The organism is Gordonia paraffinivorans NBRC 108238 (genome assembly GCF_000344155.1).
GTDB lineage: Bacteria > Actinomycetota > Actinomycetes > Mycobacteriales > Mycobacteriaceae > Gordonia > Gordonia paraffinivorans.
In genome coordinates this window covers 1-19,108 of the sequence record NZ_BAOQ01000013.1, presented here as the reverse complement: position 1 = coordinate 19,108, position 19,108 = coordinate 1, and the positions used below count along the sequence as shown (strand labels likewise).

Sequence of the window (19,108 nt, the reverse complement as noted above, 5' to 3'; positions counted from 1 at the left end):
CGCTGTCGGGCCGTGGTGGGACAATCGCCGGGTGAGGTTCTACCGGGATGAGGCCGTCGTGGTCCGCCAGCACAAGCTGGGCGAGGCCGACCGCATCATCACCCTGCTGACCGCCGAGCACGGGCTCGTGCGCGCGGTCGCCAAGGGGGTGCGCCGCACCCGGTCGAAGTTCGGTGCCCGGCTCGAACCGTTCGCGCACGTCGACGTACATCTCTACCCGGGACGCAGCCTCGACGTCATCACCCAGGCCCACAGCCTGCACGCCTTCGCCGACGCGATCGTGGCCGACTACGGCCGGTACACCACGGCCTGCGCGGTCCTCGAGACCGCCGAGCGGCTCGCCGGTGAGGAGCGCGCGCCCAGCCGGCAGTTGCACCGTCTGACGGTCGGCGCGCTGCAGGCGCTCGCGGAGGACCGCCGGCCGCGCGAGCTGATCCTCGACGCGTACCTGTTGCGGGCGATGTACAGCGCCGGCTGGATGCCCGCACTGGAGGAGTGCGCGCGGTGTGCGACGCCCGGTCCGCATCGCGCCTTCCACGTCGCGGCCGGCGGCGCGGTGTGCCTGCACTGTCGCCCGCCCGGCTCGGCCACGCCGTCGCCCGGTGTGCTCGACCTGATGGACGCGATGTTTCGCGGCCAGTGGGAGCACGTCGAGGAGTCCACGTCCTCGCTTCGGCGGCAGGCCAGCGGACTGATCGCGGCCCATCTGCAGTGGCATCTGGAACGTCAGCTCCGAACCCTGCCGCTCATCGAACGCACCGCGCCTCATAGGCTGATGGAGACGGGTGCCGAAGCAGGCGCGGAAACCGCTGTGAGGAGTGTCGACGATGGCGTTGCGGCCGGGTAGTTCCTCCAAGGGACGCAAGCCGATGAGCACACGTACCGAGATCCGGCCCCCGGACCCGCACCCGAGCGGTGCCCGTCCGCCGGCGATCCCGGCGGAGTTCGTGCCCAAGCACGTCGCCCTGGTGATGGACGGCAACGGCCGCTGGGCCACCGAACGCGGCCTGCCCCGCACCGAGGGGCACAAGCGCGGCGAGGCCGTCCTCATGGACACCGTCTGCGGCTGCATCGAACTCGGCGTCGAATGGCTGTCGGCCTATGCCTTCTCGACCGAGAACTGGTCGCGCAGCCCCGAGGAGGTGCGCTTCCTGATGGGCTTCAACCGCGACGTCATCCGTCGTCGACGCGACGAGATGCACGAGATGGGTGTCCGTGTGCGGTGGGCGGGTCGTCGTCCGCGCCTGTGGCGCAGCGTGATCCGCGAACTCGAGATCGCCGAGGAGCTGACCAGGGACAACACCGTGATGACGCTGACGATGTGCGTCAACTACGGTGGCCGCGCCGAGATCGCCGATGCCGCACGGGAGATCGCGCGCCGGGCTGCGCGCGGCGAGATCGACCCGGAACGGATCACCGAGTCGAGCTTCGCGCGGTACCTCGACGAGCCCGACATGCCCGACGTAGACCTGTTCCTGCGGCCTTCCGGTGAGCAGCGGCTCTCCAACTTCCTGCTCTGGCAGTCCGCCTACGCAGAGATGGTCTACCAGGAGAAACTCTTCCCCGACTTCGACCGTCGCGATCTGTGGGACGCCTGCCTCGAGTACGCCAGGCGCGACCGCCGGTTCGGCGGGGTGAAGTCGTCATGACCGACGCCCTTGCGCTGCTCGAACGCGCCGCAGAGGTCGTGGCCGAGTTGGGTCCGGTCGAGCGTCCCGACGCGGAATCGGTTGTGGTCCAAGTGGGTCCGACCCGCGCTTCGATCCGCGTGGTCACGCTCGCCGACGGTCTCGACGTCCTCGCCGTGACCCAGATGGTCGCCATGGACCTGCCCAACACGCCGGACCTGCGCGACGACGTCGAGGCGTTCGGCGCGCGGATGAGCTTCGGCAGCCTGCGCCGGTCCGACCCCGCCGGGGTCACGACGGATGTGCTGCAGTACTACACGTTTCCCGCCGGGCGGCTCGAGGACCTGCCGCTGCTGATGGTGCTGCACATCGTGCTGGCCAATGGGGTCGACGCCGCCGAGCGGCTGACGGGAAAGAGCTAGGTTCCGGCGGGTCGCGCTGGATCACCGTGTGTGCGCCCGGTGGCCGGGACAAGAGCGCAATCGGATCTGTGCCGGACTCAGTTCGACTGCGTCTCAGCGCACTTCGAGCACCGGCCGAACACCTCGACGGTGTGGTTGATGTCGGTGAAGCCGTGTTCCGCGGCGACGGACGCCGCCCACTTCTCGACCGGCTCGGCCTGGACCTCGACGGTGGTGCCGCACTCCCGGCACACGAGGTGATGGTGGTGGCCCGACGAGCAGTGGCGGTAGCGGGTCTCGCCCGATCCGTCCCACAGCACGTCGATCTGCCCGGCCTGGCTGAGTGCCTGCAGGTTGCGGTAGACGGTGGTGAGGCCGATGGACTCGCCGCGGGCCTTGAGGATCTCGTGGAGTTCCTGCGCCGAGCAGAAGTCGTCGGTGCCGGCGAGCGCGTCGGCAATCGCGGCACGCTGCCGGGTGGAACGGATTCCGGTGACCGGTTGGGGGCCCGAGGCCTGCACGCCGGTCATTCGGTCACCGCCTCGGTGGTGTGCATGTCAGCAGCCTGCTCATCCGACGCCGGCGCGTCGACGACGGCATCCTCGGCGGACTCGTTGGCGTGGACCAGCGCGTCGACGACGATGTGTGCGACGTGGTCGTCGATGAGCTCGTAGGTGATCTCCCGGCCGTTGCGGTGACCGCGCACGACGCCGGCGTCCTTGAGGACCCGGAGGTGCTGGCTGACCAGCGGTTGGCTCAGCCCGAGGTGCCCGACGAGTTCGTGGACGCACTGCACGCGCTCCCGCAGCGACAACACGATCGCGAGCCGGGTGGGGGAGGCCAGCGCACGCAGCAGGTCGGCGGCCTTCTCGCGCGCGGCGAGGTCGGAGCCCTCGAACGGCTGGGTCGACATGTCACTCCTCCCGGCGGGTCGTGCGGCACTGCTGGCGATCATTCTAACGGAAATGGTTTTCAATCCGAGGTGCCGCCGGGCGGAGATCACTCCGGGATCTCGACCTCGGTCCGCTCACGTGCGGCCACCGGCGGGACGCCATCGGGGCCGGTCGTCGACAACGCGTACGTGGCCAGCGCATAGGCGGCCGCGGCGGAGTTCACCGCGAGGATGTCGAAGTCGACGTTGTCGATGGTGTCGCTGTCGCGGTGGTAGTTCGGGTCGAACCGCACGCCGGCCTTCCCGCCCCACATGCGGGCCTGCTCCTCGGACTTCTCGCCGTCGGCGCCGGAGAACAGACCGCCGACCGGGACGCCGGCCGCGAGGAACGGTGCGTAGTCGGAGCGTCCGTCGAGATCCGTGTCCGCCACGGGGATGCCCCGCTCGGCGAAGAACCTCCGGAAGACCCGTTCGACGGCGTCCGATCCGGCCGGCCCGGCGCCGCCGCCCGCACGCGCGGAGTCGTCGCCGTCCAAGGTGAAGTATCCGCCGTTGGGGGAGCCGAGCATGTCGAAGTTGAGGTAGAGCGCGATGGCGCGGACGTCCTCGGCCCTCAGGTTGCCGACGTAGTCCCAGGACCCGCGCAGGTACTCCTCTTCGGCGCCCCAGAAGCCGAACCGGACCCGTTGCGGGACGTCCGGCGACGAACCCAGGCGCAGTGCGGTCTCGAGGAGTGCGGCGGCGCCGGTGCCGTTGTCGTCGATGCCGGGGCCCGCGCTCACGCTGTCGAGGTGGGCGCCGGCCATCACCACGTCGTCGGGTGCCCCGGTCCGGGTCTCGGCGATCACGTTGCGGGTGGTGATCTGCTCGGTGGCGGTCTCGGCGTCGAGCGTCAGCTCCCGGGCGCCGCCCACCCGGCCGGCGTCGGCGCGGGTCACGACGATCACCGGTATGTCCGGCACGTTCTCGGGCTCGAGGCGCAGGTTGGGCAGTCCCTCGTCTGCGTCGTCGACGATGACGACCCCGACGGCTCCCGCGGACTGCGCGTTGCGCGCCTTGTCGGAGAAGGTGCACTCGCCGCGGGCGATCACGGCGAACGCGCCGCGGACGTCGGCGGGGAAGTCCGCGGCCTCACACCCCCGGGCAGGGACGGACACGGGCCTGGCCGTCAGCGGGCCGCGTGTGCCCACCGAGGACTCGAGCATGCGCCCTTTCACGTCGCCGGCGCCGGCGGCGAACAGCACCGATCCGACGGTGAATCGCGTGTAGGAGAACTCGGGCGTCGACACCTCGAATCCCGCCTCCCGGAGCAGGCCCGCGACGTAGTGGATCGACGCGTCGTTGCCCGGGGTGCCCGCCGCGCGTGTTCCGTCGTTGTCGTCGGCGATCTGCTGCAGCGCGCGCAGGTGTGCGGTCACGCGGTCGATGTCGATCGCGTCGGCGAGGCCCTGCGGGGTCACCTCGGCGACCGGAGGAAGGGGCGAGGGGGCGACGACCGGCGCCGGTCGGCCGGTGTCGGTCCCGGCGCCCGCACACCCTCCGGCCAGCATCGTCGCCGCGGCCGCGACGGCCCACAGCTGCAGCATCGGGCGGCGTCGTCTCCGGGCGCGGGGGCGGGGGCTCATCCTGCCACTCTGACACCCGGCCGCCCCACCTCCGGTGCGCCCCCGCGATCGGCCAGGTGAGGGCACTGCTTTAGGGGAACCCTCTCCCTGCTCGGTAGTCTGTAGGGGTTGCCGTGCGCGCCGGACCTCATCATCGGTCGCCCCACGCATGAGCGCCGACAGAACAAGCCGAACACCGACCCGTGGAGAGCAGTTAACCGTGGCCGCCCAGTCCAAAGTGGAATCCGTCGTCAACCTCGCCAAGCGCCGGGGTCTGGTCTACCAGTGCGGTGAGATCTACGGCGGCACCAAGTCGGCCTGGGACTACGGCCCCCTCGGCGTCGAGCTGAAGGAGAACATCAAGCGGCAGTGGTGGCGGACCATGGTCACCAGCCGTGAGGACGTGGTCGGCCTCGATTCGTCGGTCATCCTGCCGCGTCAGGTCTGGGAGGCCTCCGGCCACGTCGAGGTGTTCAGCGACCCGCTCGTCGAGTCGCTCTACACCCACAAGCGCTACCGCGCCGACCACCTGATCGAGGCGTACGAGGCCAAGCACGGCCACCCGCCGGCCAACGGCCTCGCCGACATCAACGACCCGGAGACCGGCCAGCCCGGCAAGTGGACCGAGCCCAAGCCGTTCAGCGGCCTGATGAAGACCTACCTCGGTCCGGTCGACGACGAGGAGGGCCTGCACTACCTCCGCCCGGAGACCGCGCAGGGCATCTTCGTGAACTTCAAGAACGTGATGACCACCGCGCGCAAGAAGCCGCCGTTCGGCATCGCCCAGATCGGCAAGAGCTTCCGCAACGAGATCACCCCGGGCAACTTCATCTTCCGTACCCGCGAGTTCGAGCAGATGGAGATGGAGTTCTTCGTCAAGCCGGGTGAGGATGAAGAGTGGCACCAGTACTGGATCGACCAGCGTTTCAACTGGTACGTCGAGCTCGGCATCGACCCGGAGAACCTGCGGCTGTACGAGCACCCCAAGGAGAAGCTGTCCCACTACTCCAAGCGGACCGTCGACGTCGAGTACAAGTTCGGCTTCACCGGCAACCCGTGGGGCGAGCTCGAGGGTGTCGCCAACCGCACCGACTTCGACCTGTCGACGCACAGCAAGCACTCCGGTGAGGACCTGTCGTACTTCGACCAGGCGACCGGCGAGCGGTACACCCCGTACGTCATCGAGCCCGCGGCCGGCCTGACCCGCTCGCTGATGGCGTTCCTGTGCGACGCCTACACCGAGGAGGAAGTGCCGAACGCCAAGGGCGGCACCGACACCCGCACCGTGCTGCGTCTCGACCGCCGGCTCGCGCCGATCAAGGTCGCCGTGCTGCCGCTGTCGCGCAACGAGAAGCTCTCGCCGAAGGCCCGCGACCTCGCCGCCGAGCTGCGCAAGAACTGGAACGTCGAGTTCGACGACGCGCAGGGCATCGGCAAGCGCTACCGCCGCCAGGACGAGGTCGGCACGCCGTTCTGCGTGACCGTCGACTTCGACACCCTCGACGACCAGGCCGTGACCGTGCGCGAGCGCGACACCATGAGCCAGGAGCGCGTGGCACTCGACAAGGTCTCGGAGTACCTCGGCGGCAAGCTGCTCGGCGCCTGACGCACGGTCGACTTCGGTCGACGATCCCCGACGGCCGACCGCCGGCGGTTCTCGCGACCGGCGGTCGTCTGTCACAATTGAGGACGAGTTGTCGCGTCGACAGGACACGGGGTCCGTTCCGAACGCGACGAGAGAGTGAGTGGAGTCGTGGCTGTCAGCGGGAAAGTCGTCCATTACGACCCGAATCGGGGATTCGGATTCCTCGCGCCCGAAGAGGGCGGCGCCGATGTGTTCTTGCACATCAACGACATCAACATCGACGAGGACTCGCTGCGTCCCGGCGCCAAGGTGTCCTTCGACATCGAGGAGACCGATCGGGGCTCCAAGGCGGTCAACGTCGAGGTGACCGAAGAGGCTCCTGCCGACGACTCGGCAGGTGGCTCGCGCCCGCATCGTCGCGACGATCACCACGGCCGTGGGCACCGTCACGACGAGCGCGGCGGACGCCGCCAGCGCGGTGGTCTAGATGCGGCTGCGTTCACCGAGGAGCTCACCGAACTGCTCCTCGACGCCGACGACGACCTGACCGCCCGTCAGATCGTGGCGATCCGGCAGCGGATCACCGACTTCGCCGTCGGCCGGGGCTGGGTGCTTGACTGACACCCCACCCACCGCGGGCGCGGGTCACACGCTGCCGCCCATGGCCGCCTACGGGGAAGAGGCCGTCGAACGTGTCGTCCCCGAGGCCGCCAAGGTCGCCAGCCTGCCCGGAACCCGGACGGACCACCGCAGTGACTTCGCGCGCGACCGCGCTCGCGTGCTGCACTGTGCCGCCCTGCGGCGCCTGGCCGACAAGACCCAGGTGGTCGGCCCCCGCGAGGGCGACACGCCGCGCACCCGCCTGACCCACTCGCTGGAGGTGGGGCAGATCGGCCGGGGCATCGCGATCGGCCTCGGCGCCGAGCCCGACCTCGTCGAGCTCGCGGGACTCGCCCACGACATCGGCCATCCGCCCTACGGGCACAACGGCGAACGCGCCCTCGACGAGGTGGCCGCCGACTGCGGCGGCTTCGAGGGCAACGCGCAGAACCTGCGCATCCTCACCCGGCTCGAACCGAAGCTGCTCGATGCCGACGGGCGTAGCGTCGGCCTCAACCTGACCCGCGCCTCCCTCGACGCCACCCTCAAGTACCCGTGGACGCGTCGCACACCGGGCGGCAAATTCGGCGCCTACGAGGACGACGCGGCGATGCTCGGTTGGATCCGGCGCAACGCCCCGGACACCCGACGCTGCATCGAGGCCCAGATCATGGACTGGTCCGACGATGTCGCCTACTCGGTGCACGATCTCGAGGACGGCGTGATCGGCGGTCGCATCGACCTGCGCACCCTCGGCGATCCGCAGGACCAGCGCGCGCTCGCCGAGATCGGGGTCAAGGAGTTCCCCGGGCTCGATCCCGAGGCGCTCATCGACGCCGCGCAACGGCTGCACCGGATGGACATCGTGCGCGCGGTCGGCGTCTTCGACGGCACGCTCGACTCCTACGTCGCGCTCAAGCGCCTCACCAGCGAGCTCATCGGCCGATTCGCGTCGGCCGCCATCACCGGCACGCGTGCGGTGGTGGGCGACCGCCCGGTGTCGCGGTACAGCGCCGACCTCGAGGTTCCGGCGCTGATCGCCGCCGAGGTGTCGATGCTGAAAACCCTTGCGCTGCGGTTCATCTTCTCCAACGAGCGGCACAAGGCGACCCAGCAGCGCCAGCGTGAGCGCATCCACCGCGTCGCCAACTGGCTCGTCGAGGCCGCGCCCGGCGGGCTCGACCCGATCTTCGTGCCGTGGTGGAAAGAGGCCGAGGACGACGCCGCGCGCATGCGGGTCATCGTCGACCAGATCGCGTCGATGACCGAGGGCCGCCTCGAGCGCACCGACAAGCAGAACTCGGGAGCGCAGGCGCACCTCGGGTAGTCGGGGGCCGTGCGAGCACTGAGCTGCGCCCTGAAGAACGCCCCTCCACACGGCGGCGTCGACGCCGTCGTGTGTTCCCGCGTGGGGCTTCTTCCGGGTCGATTGCAGGGGCGGTATCGCCGGGACAAGAGCCAGGGCGGATCGGCCTCGCGACGTCACTACACTGGACGCGTGGCAGGACGCATTCCCGATCGTGACATCACGGCGATCCGTGAGCAGACGAGGATCGAGGACATCGTCGGGGAATACGTCGCCCTGCGCCGCGCCGGTGCCGACAGCCTGAAGGGACTCTGCCCGTTCCACGACGAGAAGACCCCGTCGTTCCACGTCCGCCCCAATCACGGGCACTTCCACTGCTTCGGCTGCGGGGAGGGCGGCGACGTCTACAGCTTCCTGCAGAAGCAGGAACACATCAGCTTCGTCGAGGCCGTCGAGCAACTCGCCGATCGCATCGGTTACCGGATCAACTACGAGGGCGGCGGCACCGCGATCAAGCGCGACCGCGGCACGCGCGCCCGGCTGGTCGCGGCCAACGCGGCCGCGGCGAAGTTCTACCAGGCGCAGCTGCAGACCCCGGAGGCGCAGGCCGCGCGGGATTATCTGGCCGAACGCGACTTCGACGCCGCGGCCGCCGCGAAGTTTGGCTGCGGCTACGCGCCCGCAGGCTGGGACACCATGACCAAGACGCTGCTGGCGCAGGGCTTCGAGTTCAGCGAGCTCGAGGCCGCCGGACTGTCGAAGCAGGGGCGCAAGGGTCCGATCGACCGGTTCCACCGGCGACTGCTGTGGCCGATCCGCAACCTCGGCGGCGACATCATCGGGTTCGGTGCGCGCAAGCTGTTCGACGACGACAACCTCGGCAAGTACATGAACACGCCGGAGACCATGCTGTACAAGAAGTCTCAGGTGCTGTTCGGCCTCGACCACGCGAAGAAATCCATCGCCAAGTCGCATCAGGTGGTGGTCGTCGAGGGCTACACCGACGTGATGGCCATGCACCTCGCCGGTGTGACGACCGCGGTCGCCTCGTGCGGCACCGCCTTCGGCGAGGAACACCTTGCGCTGATCCGACGCCTGATGATGGACGACTCGTACTTCCGCGGCGAGGTCATCTACACCTTCGACGGCGACGAGGCGGGAAAAGCAGCTGCGCTCAAGGCATTCGAGGGGGAGCAGGCGATCTCGGGACAGACCTTCGTGGCGATCGCGCCCGAGGGGATGGACCCGTGCGAGCTGCGCCAGGCCCGGGGCGACGCCGCGGTGCGCGACCTCATCGCGCGCCGGGTGCCGATGTTCGAGTTCGCCATCAAGGCGCTGCTCGCCGAACACGATCTCGACACCGCCGAGGGGCGCGTGCACGCGCTGCGCGACACGGTGCCGGTGGTCGCGCGGATCCGCGACGTCGCGCTGCGTGACGAGTACGCGCGCCAGCTCGCCGGCTGGGTCGGCTGGGAAGAGGTCGGACAGGTGCTCTCCCGGGTCCGCGAGGAGGGTGCGAAGATCCGGAAGGCGAAGGGCGTCGACGATGCCGTCCGCGTCCGCGGTCGTGGTGCGCGCAACCGTCCCGAGGCCGAGGCGGCGCCCAACTCGGCCCGACCCAATCCGAACGATCCGCGGCTGTGGCCGCAACGCGAGGCCCTGAAGGCGGCGCTGCAATACCCGGCCATCGCCGGCACGGTCTTCGACTCGCTGCCGGTCGAGTGTTTCACCGAGCCCGCGTATGCGATTGTGCGACAGGCGATGACATCGGTCGGCGGGACGTCGTCGGGTCTCTCCGGGGCGGCCTGGGTCGACGCCGTGCGCAACGCCGTCGACGATCCCGTCATCGATCCGCTGGTCACCGAGCTCGCGGTCGAGACGATGCCGGTCGAGGAGGACAACATCCCCCGCTACATCTCCAGCGTCCTCGCCCGGCTGCAGGAGGTGTGGGTCGGCGAGCAGATCGCCGACATCAAGTCACGTCTGCGCCGGATGTCGCCGAGCGACGACCCCGACGGCTACAACGCCGTCTTCGGCGACCTGGTCGCCCTCGAGGCGTACCGTCGGAGCCTGCTGGAACAGGCACTCGATCCGTCCGCCGGCGTCGGCTGACGCAGCCGCAGACGACCACGTCGGCAGACCTGCCGGAGATGAGGGAGACATGAACACGGTGACCGTCGGCGACGTGCTGGTCGCCTACACCGAAAGCGGCCTGGCCGAATCGGATTTCCCGCCGGTCGTCTTCGTCCACGGACTCGGCGAGGACCGTCGCAGCTGGGCGGGCGCCCAGGCCGACCTCGCCGAGGTGCACACCTACGCCTACGACCTGCGCGGTCACGGGGCGTCGACGCTGGGGAAGGCGGACGGCACCGTCGATCAGCTCGGCCGGGACCTGATCGGCTTCCTCGAGGAGGTGTCGGGTCCGGCGATCGTCGTCGGCTTCTCGGCCGGCGGGACGATCGTGCTGTGGGCCGCCGCCGAACGTCCCGACCTGGTGACCCGCGCCGTGGTGATGGGCACCTCGTCGGTGGTGGGGCGGGCGGCTGCCGAGTTCTATCAGGGTCGCGCGGCCCTGGCCGCCAACACCTCGACCAGGGAGTTCCACGAGGCCATGCGCCAGGACACCGCGGCGGGCATCGTCGCGGCGACCGGCCGGGTCGACGAGCTCACCGAGATGCGCCTGGAGGCGGTGGGCGACGGCGCGGGGTACACCAACGTCGCGCAGGCGATGTCCACACTGCGGGAGCGCCCGCTGACGCCGCGATTGGGCGAGATCACCCAGCACGTCGACGTGATCGCCGCGACGCAGGACGCCCTGTGCCCGGAGAAGGCGGCGCAGATGATCGTCGACGGACTGCCCGACGTCACCTACCGGACGATCCCGGACGCCGGGCACCTGATGAGCGTCGACAACCCGGCCGCCGTCACGGCGGCACTGCGCGCCGCGATCCTCGAACACCGGTGACGCCCGCGGGGGTCGGCGGGTCATGGCGGGGGCGAGCCGACGTCCGTCACATCGACGGGTTTCCGCTACTCACGACGCTCGGTCGCGTTGTGATCTGAAGACCGCGGCGACTGATCGGCGGCCGACGGCCACCGCGAGGCCAGCGTCTGGCACACGGTGCGTTGCTCGTTCTCGTCGGCCGTGTGCATCAGCAGTCCTTCGACGGTGAACACGGCGATCATCACCTCTGCGTCGACGGTCTCCGGGGAGACACCTGCCGCCTCCAGCTCCGCTCGGAACAGGACGCTGGTGAGCACGTGAAAGTTGTTGTGCCACTCCGCCACCTTGGGTGAATGCGGCACCCGGGCGTGGACTGTCGTCACGAGACTTCGCATCTCGGTGAGCCGCCGCACGATCCACAGAACCCGTTCGGAGATCGGCTCGCTCGCGACCGCCTGGTACATCGGCCAGACGTCCGCCATGACGGCGGACAGCACCGCGACGAGGACGTCGTCCTTGTCCTCGAAGTACCAGTAGATCGTGTTGGCCGCGACCCCGGCTTCCTTGGCCAGCCTGCTCATCGACGTCGCGTCGTATCCGTTCTCGAGGAACAGCCTGCGCGCGGCGGTGACGATCTCCTCCCGCTTCTCGTCGGCGGCCTGCGGCCTCCTGTTCCGCGCCATCTGAAGCGGTCACCTCCGTGCGAGTCTCTTGAATGGTGTTCAAGACGCTGTTACCGTGTTGAACGTCATTCAAGATACCCCGTCGAAGGCTCTCATCATGTCACGTCAGTTCAGCTATGTCCGGTCCGATGTCTGGTTCACCTCCGGCGACGCCCGGTGTGCCGCCTGGCTCTACCGGCCGGATGGTGTCGTGAATCCTCCGATCGTCGTGCTGGCCCACGGTTTCGCCGCATTCCGCGAGTTGCGACTCGACGCCTACGCGTCGAAGTTCGCGCAGGCCGGTTACGCCGCGCTCGTCTTCGACTACCGGCATTGGGGTGCGAGCGACGGGTCGCCAAGGCGTGTGCTCGACCTCGCCGAGCAGCACGCCGACTGGGATGCCGCGATCGCCTATGCCCGCAGCCTCGATTGGGTCGACACGCGTCGCGTCGTGGCATGGGGGACGTCCTTCGCCGGTGGGCACGTCTTGCGGTTGGCCGCCCGTGATCGGGGTCTGGCGGCTGCGATCGTGCAGGTGCCGCACGTGAGCGGGCCGGCATCGGCGTTCTCCCAGTCTCCGGCGCTGGTGAGTCGCCTGATCATCGCCGGGGTACGGGATCAGATCCGGGCGTGGACAGGCCGCGAGCCGTATCGGGTGGCGGCGGTCGGACGCCCCGGCGACTTCGCGATGATGACCTCGCCCGGCGCCTACGAGCAGGTCGAGCGGATGGGGGGCATGCGTGAGGAACTCCTCGCCGAAAACGATGTGGCCGCGCGGATCGCGTTGCGCGTTCCGTTCTATTCGCCCGGGCGGTACGCAGCCGACATCGACATCCCGGTGCTGGTGCAACTCGCCGCGAGGGACGACGTGACGCCGATCGACAAGGCCCAGGCGGTGGCGCGCCGCATTCGGAAGGGCGAAGTCCACACCTACGACTGTGCGCACTTCGAGCCTTATCTCGATCCGTATTTCGACACCATCATCGCCGACCAGATCAACTTCCTCGACCGCCATGTGGGAGAAGGGCGAGAGTCGTCGGCGCGATGAGTGACGCTGCCGGGCAAGAGCTGCCGACAGGTGCACGACAGGGTTCTCCGCGAAGATCGGGGAGGACGACGAGCGCGCGGCGAACGGCCTGTCGGCGATGGTGGGGAGTGCGGGGCTCGAACCCGCGACCTACGGATTATGAGTCCGCGGCTCTAACCGACTGAGCTAACTCCCCGTGTGGGCACCTGGCCCGCGGGAGGAGATTACCGCACGCGCGCTGATGTCCTGCACCCTGTCGCGGAGACAAACCGTCGGTGGGCGCGGTGCCGGCGTGTATCGGCTTGATCCACGCCCCGAGGAGTGTGGGCGGCGGGACCTGAGGTTGCACTCGGCCATCTCCTGCTCGCGCTGGTGTGCTTCCTCTCCTGGTTCCTGTCCGGGTCGAGGGCGCCACGTCGCCGGCCACTGAGTGCCCGATGGCACATGCGGCAGTTGGTTCCGGATCGCGGAACCAACTGCCGCATCTTTCGTCATCAGATGTCTTCTGACCAGCCGTTTTGTTGTCCGGCGTCGGCATGCGCTAAAGTCTGTCCTCGGTTCGAGTGAAGCGCTCCGGCGCCGATCGAGGACCTGAGCAATCCCCCATAGCTCAATTGGCAGAGCATTCGACTGTTAATCGAACGGTTACTGGTTCGAGTCCAGTTGGGGGAGCAAGTAAACCGCCTGGTAACGGGCGGTTTTCTGCTTTCTAGGGCATGGCACGTGCCAGATATGTGCCAGATCCACCTAGACCGGGTGACGAAAACGGCCCCGGTCGGTGCGGGAACACCTTCCAGGGCCTCGGACACACCGGAGGCGATTCCGATGCACCGTTCCCCAACTCTAACTGTCCTTGCGACAGTCCTCGCCACCCTGGCGCTCTACTTCGTGCCCCTCGCCGCCCTGGCAGCCTGCATCGAACTCGGCTGGTACGCCGCATGAGCACCCAGGCCCGCGACGACGCGCGCGAACACCTCACCACCCACGACCGCCTCATGTTCGCTGCAACAGACCTCATCGACGAGGTGCAGACCACCCCCGCCGACCTCATGCGTGAACTCGTGCTGCACCGGATCACACGCCGCCCCGACGTCATGGCCGACATCGTCGTGCACCTGGCCCGCAGGGCCGCCGACGCCTAAGACAAAGGAGCCACCAATGAGCACCCCAGAAACCGGCTACACCGCGATGCAAACCGCCATCAACGTCCTCGACACCAACCCGAAGCTCACCGACCTCGTCGCCCTCCTCCACGAGATAACGGCCCTAATCGCCCAAGACGACGTACTCCACGGCCTCACCCCCAACGACGCAAAAACCGTCGGAGTGACCCTCATCGCCGACCTCGCCCTCGGCGGATTCGACCGACTCCTATGGCGCGCCGACGTAATCCGCACCGCCAACGACATGTTCGACGACCGCGACGCCGCACTCGCAGCGCACGCCCACGCCGTCGCACTCATCGAAACGCACGACCTCCCAACCACCGACTGACCTCGACAGCCCCGATGGTCGCACGCGCGGTTCGACTCCGCGCGGGGGCGCTCAAGCGCACGTAACCGATCCGACCGCGTGCCCGTCGTCCTTGCGGAGCCCGACGAAAACCAGCCCGCTCGCCGTTAGCGCTCAGTCCCTCGCCGGCGACGAGGGCCACCGACACGCGCCTGATCACCGCGTATCCGGTGCCATGACAGTGACACCTTGCCCAACGGCCTGGTGCTACTCGTCGTGGGCCGACGCGATCAGGCGCCTGGGTTCGTGGGTCGACCGGGGATGGGGGAATCGACACCGGCACCCCTGGGTGTCCATCTCGACAGCCCCCGGCTGTCGTCAACACCCGGACCGCCCGATTCTGCGGGGTCCCGCAAAATCCCCCGTGAAGCTTCCCGGCGCCGAGAAGCTTTTCGGTGTTGCCCCCGAAAAGCCTCCCAGCTAGCCGACCCAGGGGCGGCCCCCGCCCACCCCTCTCTCCGCCGCACCACACGGCCTAGCCTGCATCTCTGCCCGCGTTTTCTCCACCAAACCCCCGACAACCCGGCAGAAGCCCCTACGCCCACGAGAGGGGGGCGGGGGGGTATGCGCGCGCAAACCGGCAACGCCCCCTGTTGCGGCTGAGGCGGTGGGTGGGGAGTGGGTGCCGTGGGTGGTGGGGTTACCAGGTGCGGTTGGTGTAGTGGCGTCGCAGTTCGGGCTGCTCGAGGCGGTCGCTTTTGACTCGGTTGCAGCGGTTGTGTGCTGGTTGTTTGTTGTCGATGGTGTCGGCGCCGCCGTGTGCGAAGGGTTTCTTGTGGTCGACTACGAAGCTGTCTGGGTGGGGGTAGGGGATGGTGTAGTCGATGGGTTGGTGGCAGATGGCGCAGGGGGGTTGTCCGCGGGCGATTATCCGTCGGTGTCGGTCGCGGAGGGTGCTGGAGCGTTTGCGGGCCACGTTGTCTCCCGGGTGAAGAGGAAGGAGGGGCCGGCGGTCGGGACTAACCAGCCCGTGATGCACAACCCGACCGCCGAACCCTCCGAATCGCGTCAGCTAGTCGCTAGCTGCCGGCGCCAATTGTGAAGCGGCCGACGCGGTCGGGTCGCACGATTTCGTGGCCGACGCGCCAGATCGCGCGGAGCGCAACACTGTCACTCGAGAAATACTGTTGGTCAGAGGTGGCGACCTCGATCTGGCTGACTGCGCTGACGACCGCTGCCGGGTCGACGAGCAACCCGTCGCCGGGCGCGAGGGCCGGGTTCACGACGACGGGGACCGACAACAGCCGCGGGGTTGTGTCCTCGACGCCGGCGCCGACCAGTGAGACGTTCGAGTCGGTCGAGGTCTTGATCTGGCGGATGAGCGCCCAGGCGCGGGGGCTCAAGATCCAGAGGCGCGGGTCGCCGCCGGCTTCACGAATTTCTGTTTCCAGATTGATGAGTTCGTCGAGGTTGCCGTCGACTGCGCCGCCGTCGACGATGTCGTCGCGTTCGGCGATGCCCGAGTCGGGATCGCTCAGGAACAAGCTGTCCGACTTTCGGATGAGTGCCCGCCGGACGCTCTGGGCGAGCTGATCGCTGGTGCCCTGCTGCCGCCACTGTTCGTTTGAAATGCGCACCAGCTGCGTGATTTTCGAGGTCTTGACCACGACTTCGTCGAGTTCCGGCTCGCCCTCGTCGATCTCCTGACCCTCGGCTGTGACGGTCGCGTCGTCGTCGGTGACATATCCGACTCGCAGTGAGGGTGCGTCACCGATGATTTCGCCCGAGACTGTGGTGGCCTGCAACAGCACGGCTTCGGGGACCGTGTCGATGGGGGCGAATGTGGTTACGTCCGGCCGCCAGGCGGCGTCCGAGTTGCCGGTGGTTGCGGTGAAAGCCATTTCGGGCTCCTACTCCCGCGGCCCTGGGATGTGAATAGGGCCGCGTCGGTTGAACAAGGTTGTGTTCAAGCTCCGCGGCTCCTGGCCTGTGGAGTTGCCGCGCCTGGCGGTAACGGTGACCGGGTGCTACCACCTGGGTGCTCGCCCGGTCACCGCTTATTCTACCTGTCTGCCCTTCGGTTTCGGGGTGCGAACGCTTCCGCCCACGGTGTCTTGGTGGGGGCTGGGTTGGCGGGTTGGTAGCCGGCGCGTGGTGCGAGGGCCCCTTTTCGGGGGATCTCGATGCCGAGTTCGATGCGGGCGCGGTCGATCGCGTGTGCCACCGCTTCGTGGTCGACGGTGCCCGCTTCGGTCACGAGGTCTCCGATTTCGGCGATTGTGAAGAGTGCTCGTGGTTGGACACCTGCTGCGGCGCAGAGTTGTTCGATGGCTGCGCGTTGGAGGTTTTCGATTTGGGTGCGGGCTTCGGCGAGCGCGGCCCGTGCCTCGTTTCTTTGCACCCGATATTTAGCGGCCTCGCCGCCGCTGCTGGCTGGGGTGGTGTCGGCGGTGTCGTCGGCGTCGGCGGTGTCGTCGGTCTCCGGCGTCTCGGCCGGCGGCGGCGTCTCGAGGGTCTCGAGTTCCTCGGCAGGCTGCGGGTTTTCGTGCTCACTCATCGGTTTCGTTCTCCTTCTCTAGTTCGTATCGTTCGATGGCGATGTTGGCGAGGGCGTTCTGTCCCTCTGGGGTGCCGATGGTCGGCGACCACGCGTAGGCGTGTGCGGCGACGCTCAGCACTAGGTGCGTGAGGCGTCCTTCGGCGTGGGCTTCGGCGAGGACCGCATTCATGCCGGGGACGTCGGTGCGTTCGGGGTTCGCGTAGCGCAGGAATTGGCCGGCGCGACGATAGTCGCCGTCGTTCAGGATTCGTCGTTCAGACATTGGTGCTTCTTTCGGGGGTTTGTCGGTGGAAGTTTCGGCGGTGTCCGGGGGCCCTGCCAGGAGCCCAACCGCTCGCGGCGGTGGCCGTCGTCGACGTCGACGACGATGAACGTCGTGTACCACCGCGGGGATCGCCAGCAGCGGGTGGCGGGCGTCATTGGCCTCGCCGACGACCTGTCGGTTTGATCCCTGGACGGCCGTACAGGATCGCTGCCTGCTGGCACTTTCGACACGTCCACCGCCATATGGGACCGGCCCAGATTCTGCAAGGCCCGTCGCAGTTTTGACAGATGAACGGCTTGTCGTCGCGGCGGTGCCGCGGATGAATTGGTGGTGTCATCCCTTCTGGGTCCTTTCTGAGTAGGGTTGGCGTCCCGGGAGTCGTGGGGCGCGGCCGGCGACGACCATGCCGCCGAGGTCCTTTTGGGATTCGGCCCACTGGCGACACCGGTCCAGGGCTGGGCACGTCGAGCAGATCCGCACTGCGGCGCGATGCCGGTATCGGACCGTCTGCGCGTCCTCATCGACGGCGGCTTCGTCGAACAACTCGGGTCGCCCGGCGCACGCCGCCCCAGACAAGTTGGCGGTTCCCTCCAGGACTTCGACGAGCAGCGGCAACAAGCCGGGTTCGTTGCGGTGTCGGTACTTCACTGGTGGTCCAACCTCCGCAGTATCTGCCATGCAGTCACCTCAGGGTCCTCCACGTCGTCTGCATTGAAGCTCGTCGCGGGTTCGTCCTGGTACTTTGCGACGACGTCGTGAAAGTTGCTGGGGGCACCGAGATCCCACAGTTTCTCGACAGCGAATGCGTTGCGGTCGGTGAAGCCCCGGCGCCATGGCACCGGCAACGCCGGTTGGGGTGCTTCCTCGGGGACCATCCCCCCGAGGATTCTGAAGCGGCCGGTTCGGCGGGGGCGGATTCCCCACTGGTCCCCGCCGGGGTCGACGTCCACGCCGCCGATCGCAACACCCCATGTGAGGGCGTGGGCGGTGAAGTCGCCGTCGAGCAAGTCATCAACGGCGCGGTGGAACGGAAACCAATGTGGCACGAAGTAGATTCCGCACCTGCAGGCCGCGCTCGGAACCTCGTGGCCGTGGGGGCAGTCGGCCACGATAGACGGGTGGTCGACGGCGCGGCCGGTGTCGAACATTGGTGATCTGATTCGGCCGGCGGAGTCGAGCGTCCACAGCCGCCAACCAAAGCGATACCGATTGCTGACGCGCATCGCGCTGAAACCCAAGCGGACGAGGTCGTCCCGGACCAACAGGTCGCGAAGCGCTTCTCGATCGCGTTCGACCTCCTCCTCGGATTCGGGTTCGATGATGTTGACGACGGCCCCGGACGGAAGGTGAAGTGTCTTTGTTCGTTTGCCGCGTTCGGCGTCGCGTGCGAGGGCTGCTCTGGCGAGCGTGCGGCCGCCGTCCAAGAGACCTGCCCCCGCTGCGAGTGCCTGGGCGCGGCGCGCAGCATCGACTTTCTTCGGGATCACAGCGCCTCCCTGCACGAGATGTGGTGACCCGCGTCGAGATCCTCACCGAAGACCATTCGGTCACCGCAGTCCGGACAAACGTCGTCGGCTAGGTGTGTGTCCGAAGTGTCCGGAGTGTCCGAAACACTAATCCTTTCGGACAGTTCGGACGGTTCGGACACGTACTTACCCCGGGATGCTTTCCGAATGTGCCCCGATGAAGCCAGGCGACGCAGGTACTTTCCCGCAGTGTCGCCGTCTAAGCCGAGTTTTTCGGACACATCCTTCGGACCGACCGCACCCGACGCCGCGCGGACCAGAGCAAGAACTTCTCCCGACCGGTCGCCCATCTGAGCACGCTCCCGACGCTCCGTCAGAGCGGCATTCGCCTCCCTGACCGTCGAACCGGCGAGCCGCCACTGACCGCCCTGGGTGGTCATAGCGATCTCGGTCTCGGTCACGTCCCTGCCGGTGATCGCGAGGACGCCCTCTTCGCTCTGCCGCTTCCGGGACAGCACCAACACGAAATCGGCGCTCCCGGCGAGCCCCTGCGTGCCGGACACAGCGTCCAAGAAATCGGTCGCCTCGGCTTTTCGGGTGTGATGAACAGCTAGCAAACACGCGCCGGGGTACTCATCAATGACTGCTTTGAGAGCACTACCAGCCTGGTAATCGGACAGGTAAGGATTGTCGCCACGGTTCGGTTGGGGCCGGCC

Annotated in this window: 22 protein-coding genes and 2 tRNA genes; 12 read left to right on the top strand and 12 right to left on the bottom strand. The window is 68.1% G+C overall.

From position 1 onward, the window contains the following. The first annotated feature begins 31 nt into the window (after positions 1–31). From recO to GP2_RS06960, 3 genes are read left to right on the top strand one after another with little or no spacing between them, the layout of a single operon-like run. The gene (recO, locus tag GP2_RS06970) at positions 32–847 is read left to right on the top strand and encodes a DNA repair protein RecO (RefSeq protein WP_040526596.1); all 816 of its coding nucleotides are present in this window, start codon (positions 32–34) and stop codon (positions 845–847) included. Next, positions 828–1,649, top strand: a complete 822-nt coding sequence (locus GP2_RS06965) for an isoprenyl transferase (RefSeq protein ID WP_006899780.1) — start codon at positions 828–830, stop codon at positions 1,647–1,649. Before recO ends, GP2_RS06965 begins: the two co-directional genes overlap by 20 nt. Then, entirely contained in the window at positions 1,646–2,050 is a 405-nt protein-coding gene (locus tag GP2_RS06960) for a hypothetical protein (RefSeq protein WP_006899779.1), read from the top strand. The genes GP2_RS06965 and GP2_RS06960 overlap by 4 nt, the downstream gene beginning before the upstream one ends. A gap of 77 nt (positions 2,051–2,127) precedes the next feature. Here GP2_RS06960 and GP2_RS06955 read toward each other — a convergent pair whose 3' ends face one another. From GP2_RS06955 to GP2_RS06945, 3 genes are all read right to left on the bottom strand, one after another. Beyond that, positions 2,128–2,559 carry a Fur family transcriptional regulator gene (locus tag GP2_RS06955; protein ID WP_006899778.1) on the bottom strand — a complete coding sequence of 144 codons (432 nt, stop codon included), beginning with the start codon at positions 2,557–2,559 and terminating at the stop codon, positions 2,128–2,130. Then, positions 2,556–2,942, bottom strand: coding sequence for an ArsR/SmtB family transcription factor (locus GP2_RS06950; RefSeq protein WP_006899777.1), 387 nt, complete (start codon positions 2,940–2,942; stop codon positions 2,556–2,558). Before GP2_RS06950 ends, GP2_RS06955 begins: the two co-directional genes overlap by 4 nt. Positions 2,943–3,028: 86 nt before the next feature. Beyond that, positions 3,029–4,546, bottom strand: a complete 1,518-nt coding sequence (locus GP2_RS06945) for a M28 family peptidase (RefSeq protein ID WP_255218594.1) — start codon at positions 4,544–4,546, stop codon at positions 3,029–3,031. Positions 4,547–4,745: 199 nt separating this feature from the next. Here GP2_RS06945 and GP2_RS06940 point away from each other — a divergent pair, with 199 nt between their 5' ends. The 5 genes from GP2_RS06940 to GP2_RS06920 all read left to right on the top strand — a co-directional run bounded on the left by GP2_RS06940 (position 4,746) and on the right by GP2_RS06920 (position 10,981). After that, positions 4,746–6,131, top strand: a complete 1,386-nt coding sequence (locus GP2_RS06940; RefSeq protein WP_006899775.1) for a glycine--tRNA ligase — start codon at positions 4,746–4,748, stop codon at positions 6,129–6,131. Between the two features lie 147 nt (positions 6,132–6,278). Then, on the top strand, positions 6,279–6,731 hold the full coding sequence (locus GP2_RS06935) for a cold-shock protein (RefSeq protein ID WP_006899774.1): 453 nt from the start codon (positions 6,279–6,281) through the stop codon (positions 6,729–6,731). Between the two features lie 40 nt (positions 6,732–6,771). Beyond that, positions 6,772–8,037 (top strand): deoxyguanosinetriphosphate triphosphohydrolase, encoded by a 1,266-nt coding sequence (locus GP2_RS06930; RefSeq protein ID WP_085950506.1) that lies wholly within the window; start codon positions 6,772–6,774, stop codon positions 8,035–8,037. 171 nt (positions 8,038–8,208) lie between these two features. After that, positions 8,209–10,128 (top strand): DNA primase, encoded by a 1,920-nt coding sequence (gene dnaG / locus GP2_RS06925; RefSeq protein WP_006899772.1) that lies wholly within the window; start codon positions 8,209–8,211, stop codon positions 10,126–10,128. Between the two features lie 49 nt (positions 10,129–10,177). Continuing rightward, positions 10,178–10,981 carry an alpha/beta fold hydrolase gene (locus tag GP2_RS06920; protein WP_006899771.1) on the top strand — a complete coding sequence of 268 codons (804 nt, stop codon included), beginning with the start codon at positions 10,178–10,180 and terminating at the stop codon, positions 10,979–10,981. A gap of 65 nt (positions 10,982–11,046) precedes the next feature. Here GP2_RS06920 and GP2_RS06915 read toward each other — a convergent pair whose 3' ends face one another. Beyond that, positions 11,047–11,643 carry a TetR/AcrR family transcriptional regulator gene (locus GP2_RS06915; protein ID WP_006899770.1) on the bottom strand — a complete coding sequence of 199 codons (597 nt, stop codon included), beginning with the start codon at positions 11,641–11,643 and terminating at the stop codon, positions 11,047–11,049. A gap of 97 nt (positions 11,644–11,740) precedes the next feature. Here GP2_RS06915 and GP2_RS06910 point away from each other — a divergent pair, with 97 nt between their 5' ends. Continuing rightward, a complete protein-coding gene (locus GP2_RS06910; protein ID WP_006899769.1) occupies positions 11,741–12,670 on the top strand; it encodes an alpha/beta hydrolase in 930 nt (309 codons plus the stop codon). Positions 12,671–12,768: 98 nt separating this feature from the next. Here the strand turns inward: GP2_RS06910 and GP2_RS06905 are convergent. Next, a tRNA-Ile gene (locus tag GP2_RS06905) sits at positions 12,769–12,845 on the bottom strand. A 403-nt stretch (positions 12,846–13,248) separates the two neighbouring features. Here GP2_RS06905 and GP2_RS06900 point away from each other — a divergent pair. From GP2_RS06900 to GP2_RS06890, 3 genes are all read left to right on the top strand, one after another. Next, positions 13,249–13,321, top strand: a tRNA-Asn gene (locus tag GP2_RS06900). A 266-nt stretch (positions 13,322–13,587) separates the two neighbouring features. Continuing rightward, entirely contained in the window at positions 13,588–13,791 is a 204-nt protein-coding gene (locus GP2_RS06895) for a hypothetical protein (protein ID WP_006899767.1), read from the top strand. Between the two features lie 16 nt (positions 13,792–13,807). Next, a complete protein-coding gene (locus tag GP2_RS06890) occupies positions 13,808–14,143 on the top strand; it encodes a hypothetical protein (protein ID WP_006899766.1) in 336 nt (111 codons plus the stop codon). Positions 14,144–14,801: 658 nt separating this feature from the next. On the opposite strand, the gene GP2_RS21145 is transcribed toward GP2_RS06890, so the two are convergent. The 7 genes from GP2_RS21145 to GP2_RS06865 form a co-directional block, all read right to left on the bottom strand. Further along, the gene (locus GP2_RS21145; RefSeq protein ID WP_006899765.1) at positions 14,802–15,077 is read right to left on the bottom strand and encodes an HNH endonuclease; all 276 of its coding nucleotides are present in this window, start codon (positions 15,075–15,077) and stop codon (positions 14,802–14,804) included. A 103-nt stretch (positions 15,078–15,180) separates the two neighbouring features. Beyond that, a complete protein-coding gene (locus tag GP2_RS06885; RefSeq protein ID WP_255218593.1) occupies positions 15,181–15,912 on the bottom strand; it encodes a phage major capsid protein in 732 nt (243 codons plus the stop codon). A gap of 251 nt (positions 15,913–16,163) precedes the next feature. Further along, entirely contained in the window at positions 16,164–16,658 is a 495-nt protein-coding gene (locus tag GP2_RS20930; protein ID WP_006899763.1) for a hypothetical protein, read from the bottom strand. Then, positions 16,651–16,923: a Rieske (2Fe-2S) protein gene (locus GP2_RS06875; protein WP_006899762.1), complete on the bottom strand. Its 273-nt coding sequence runs from the start codon at positions 16,921–16,923 to the stop codon at positions 16,651–16,653. Before GP2_RS06875 ends, GP2_RS20930 begins: the two co-directional genes overlap by 8 nt. A 336-nt stretch (positions 16,924–17,259) precedes the next feature. Next, entirely contained in the window at positions 17,260–17,604 is a 345-nt protein-coding gene (locus tag GP2_RS21140) for a WhiB family transcriptional regulator (RefSeq protein WP_157211661.1), read from the bottom strand. Further along, the gene (locus tag GP2_RS06870; protein ID WP_006899760.1) at positions 17,571–18,413 is read right to left on the bottom strand and encodes a hypothetical protein; all 843 of its coding nucleotides are present in this window, start codon (positions 18,411–18,413) and stop codon (positions 17,571–17,573) included. Before GP2_RS06870 ends, GP2_RS21140 begins: the two co-directional genes overlap by 34 nt. Beyond that, positions 18,410–19,108 (bottom strand): AAA family ATPase (locus tag GP2_RS06865; protein ID WP_006899759.1); only part of this gene is annotated, 699 nt, incomplete at its 5' end. The genes GP2_RS06870 and GP2_RS06865, both read right to left, overlap by 4 nt.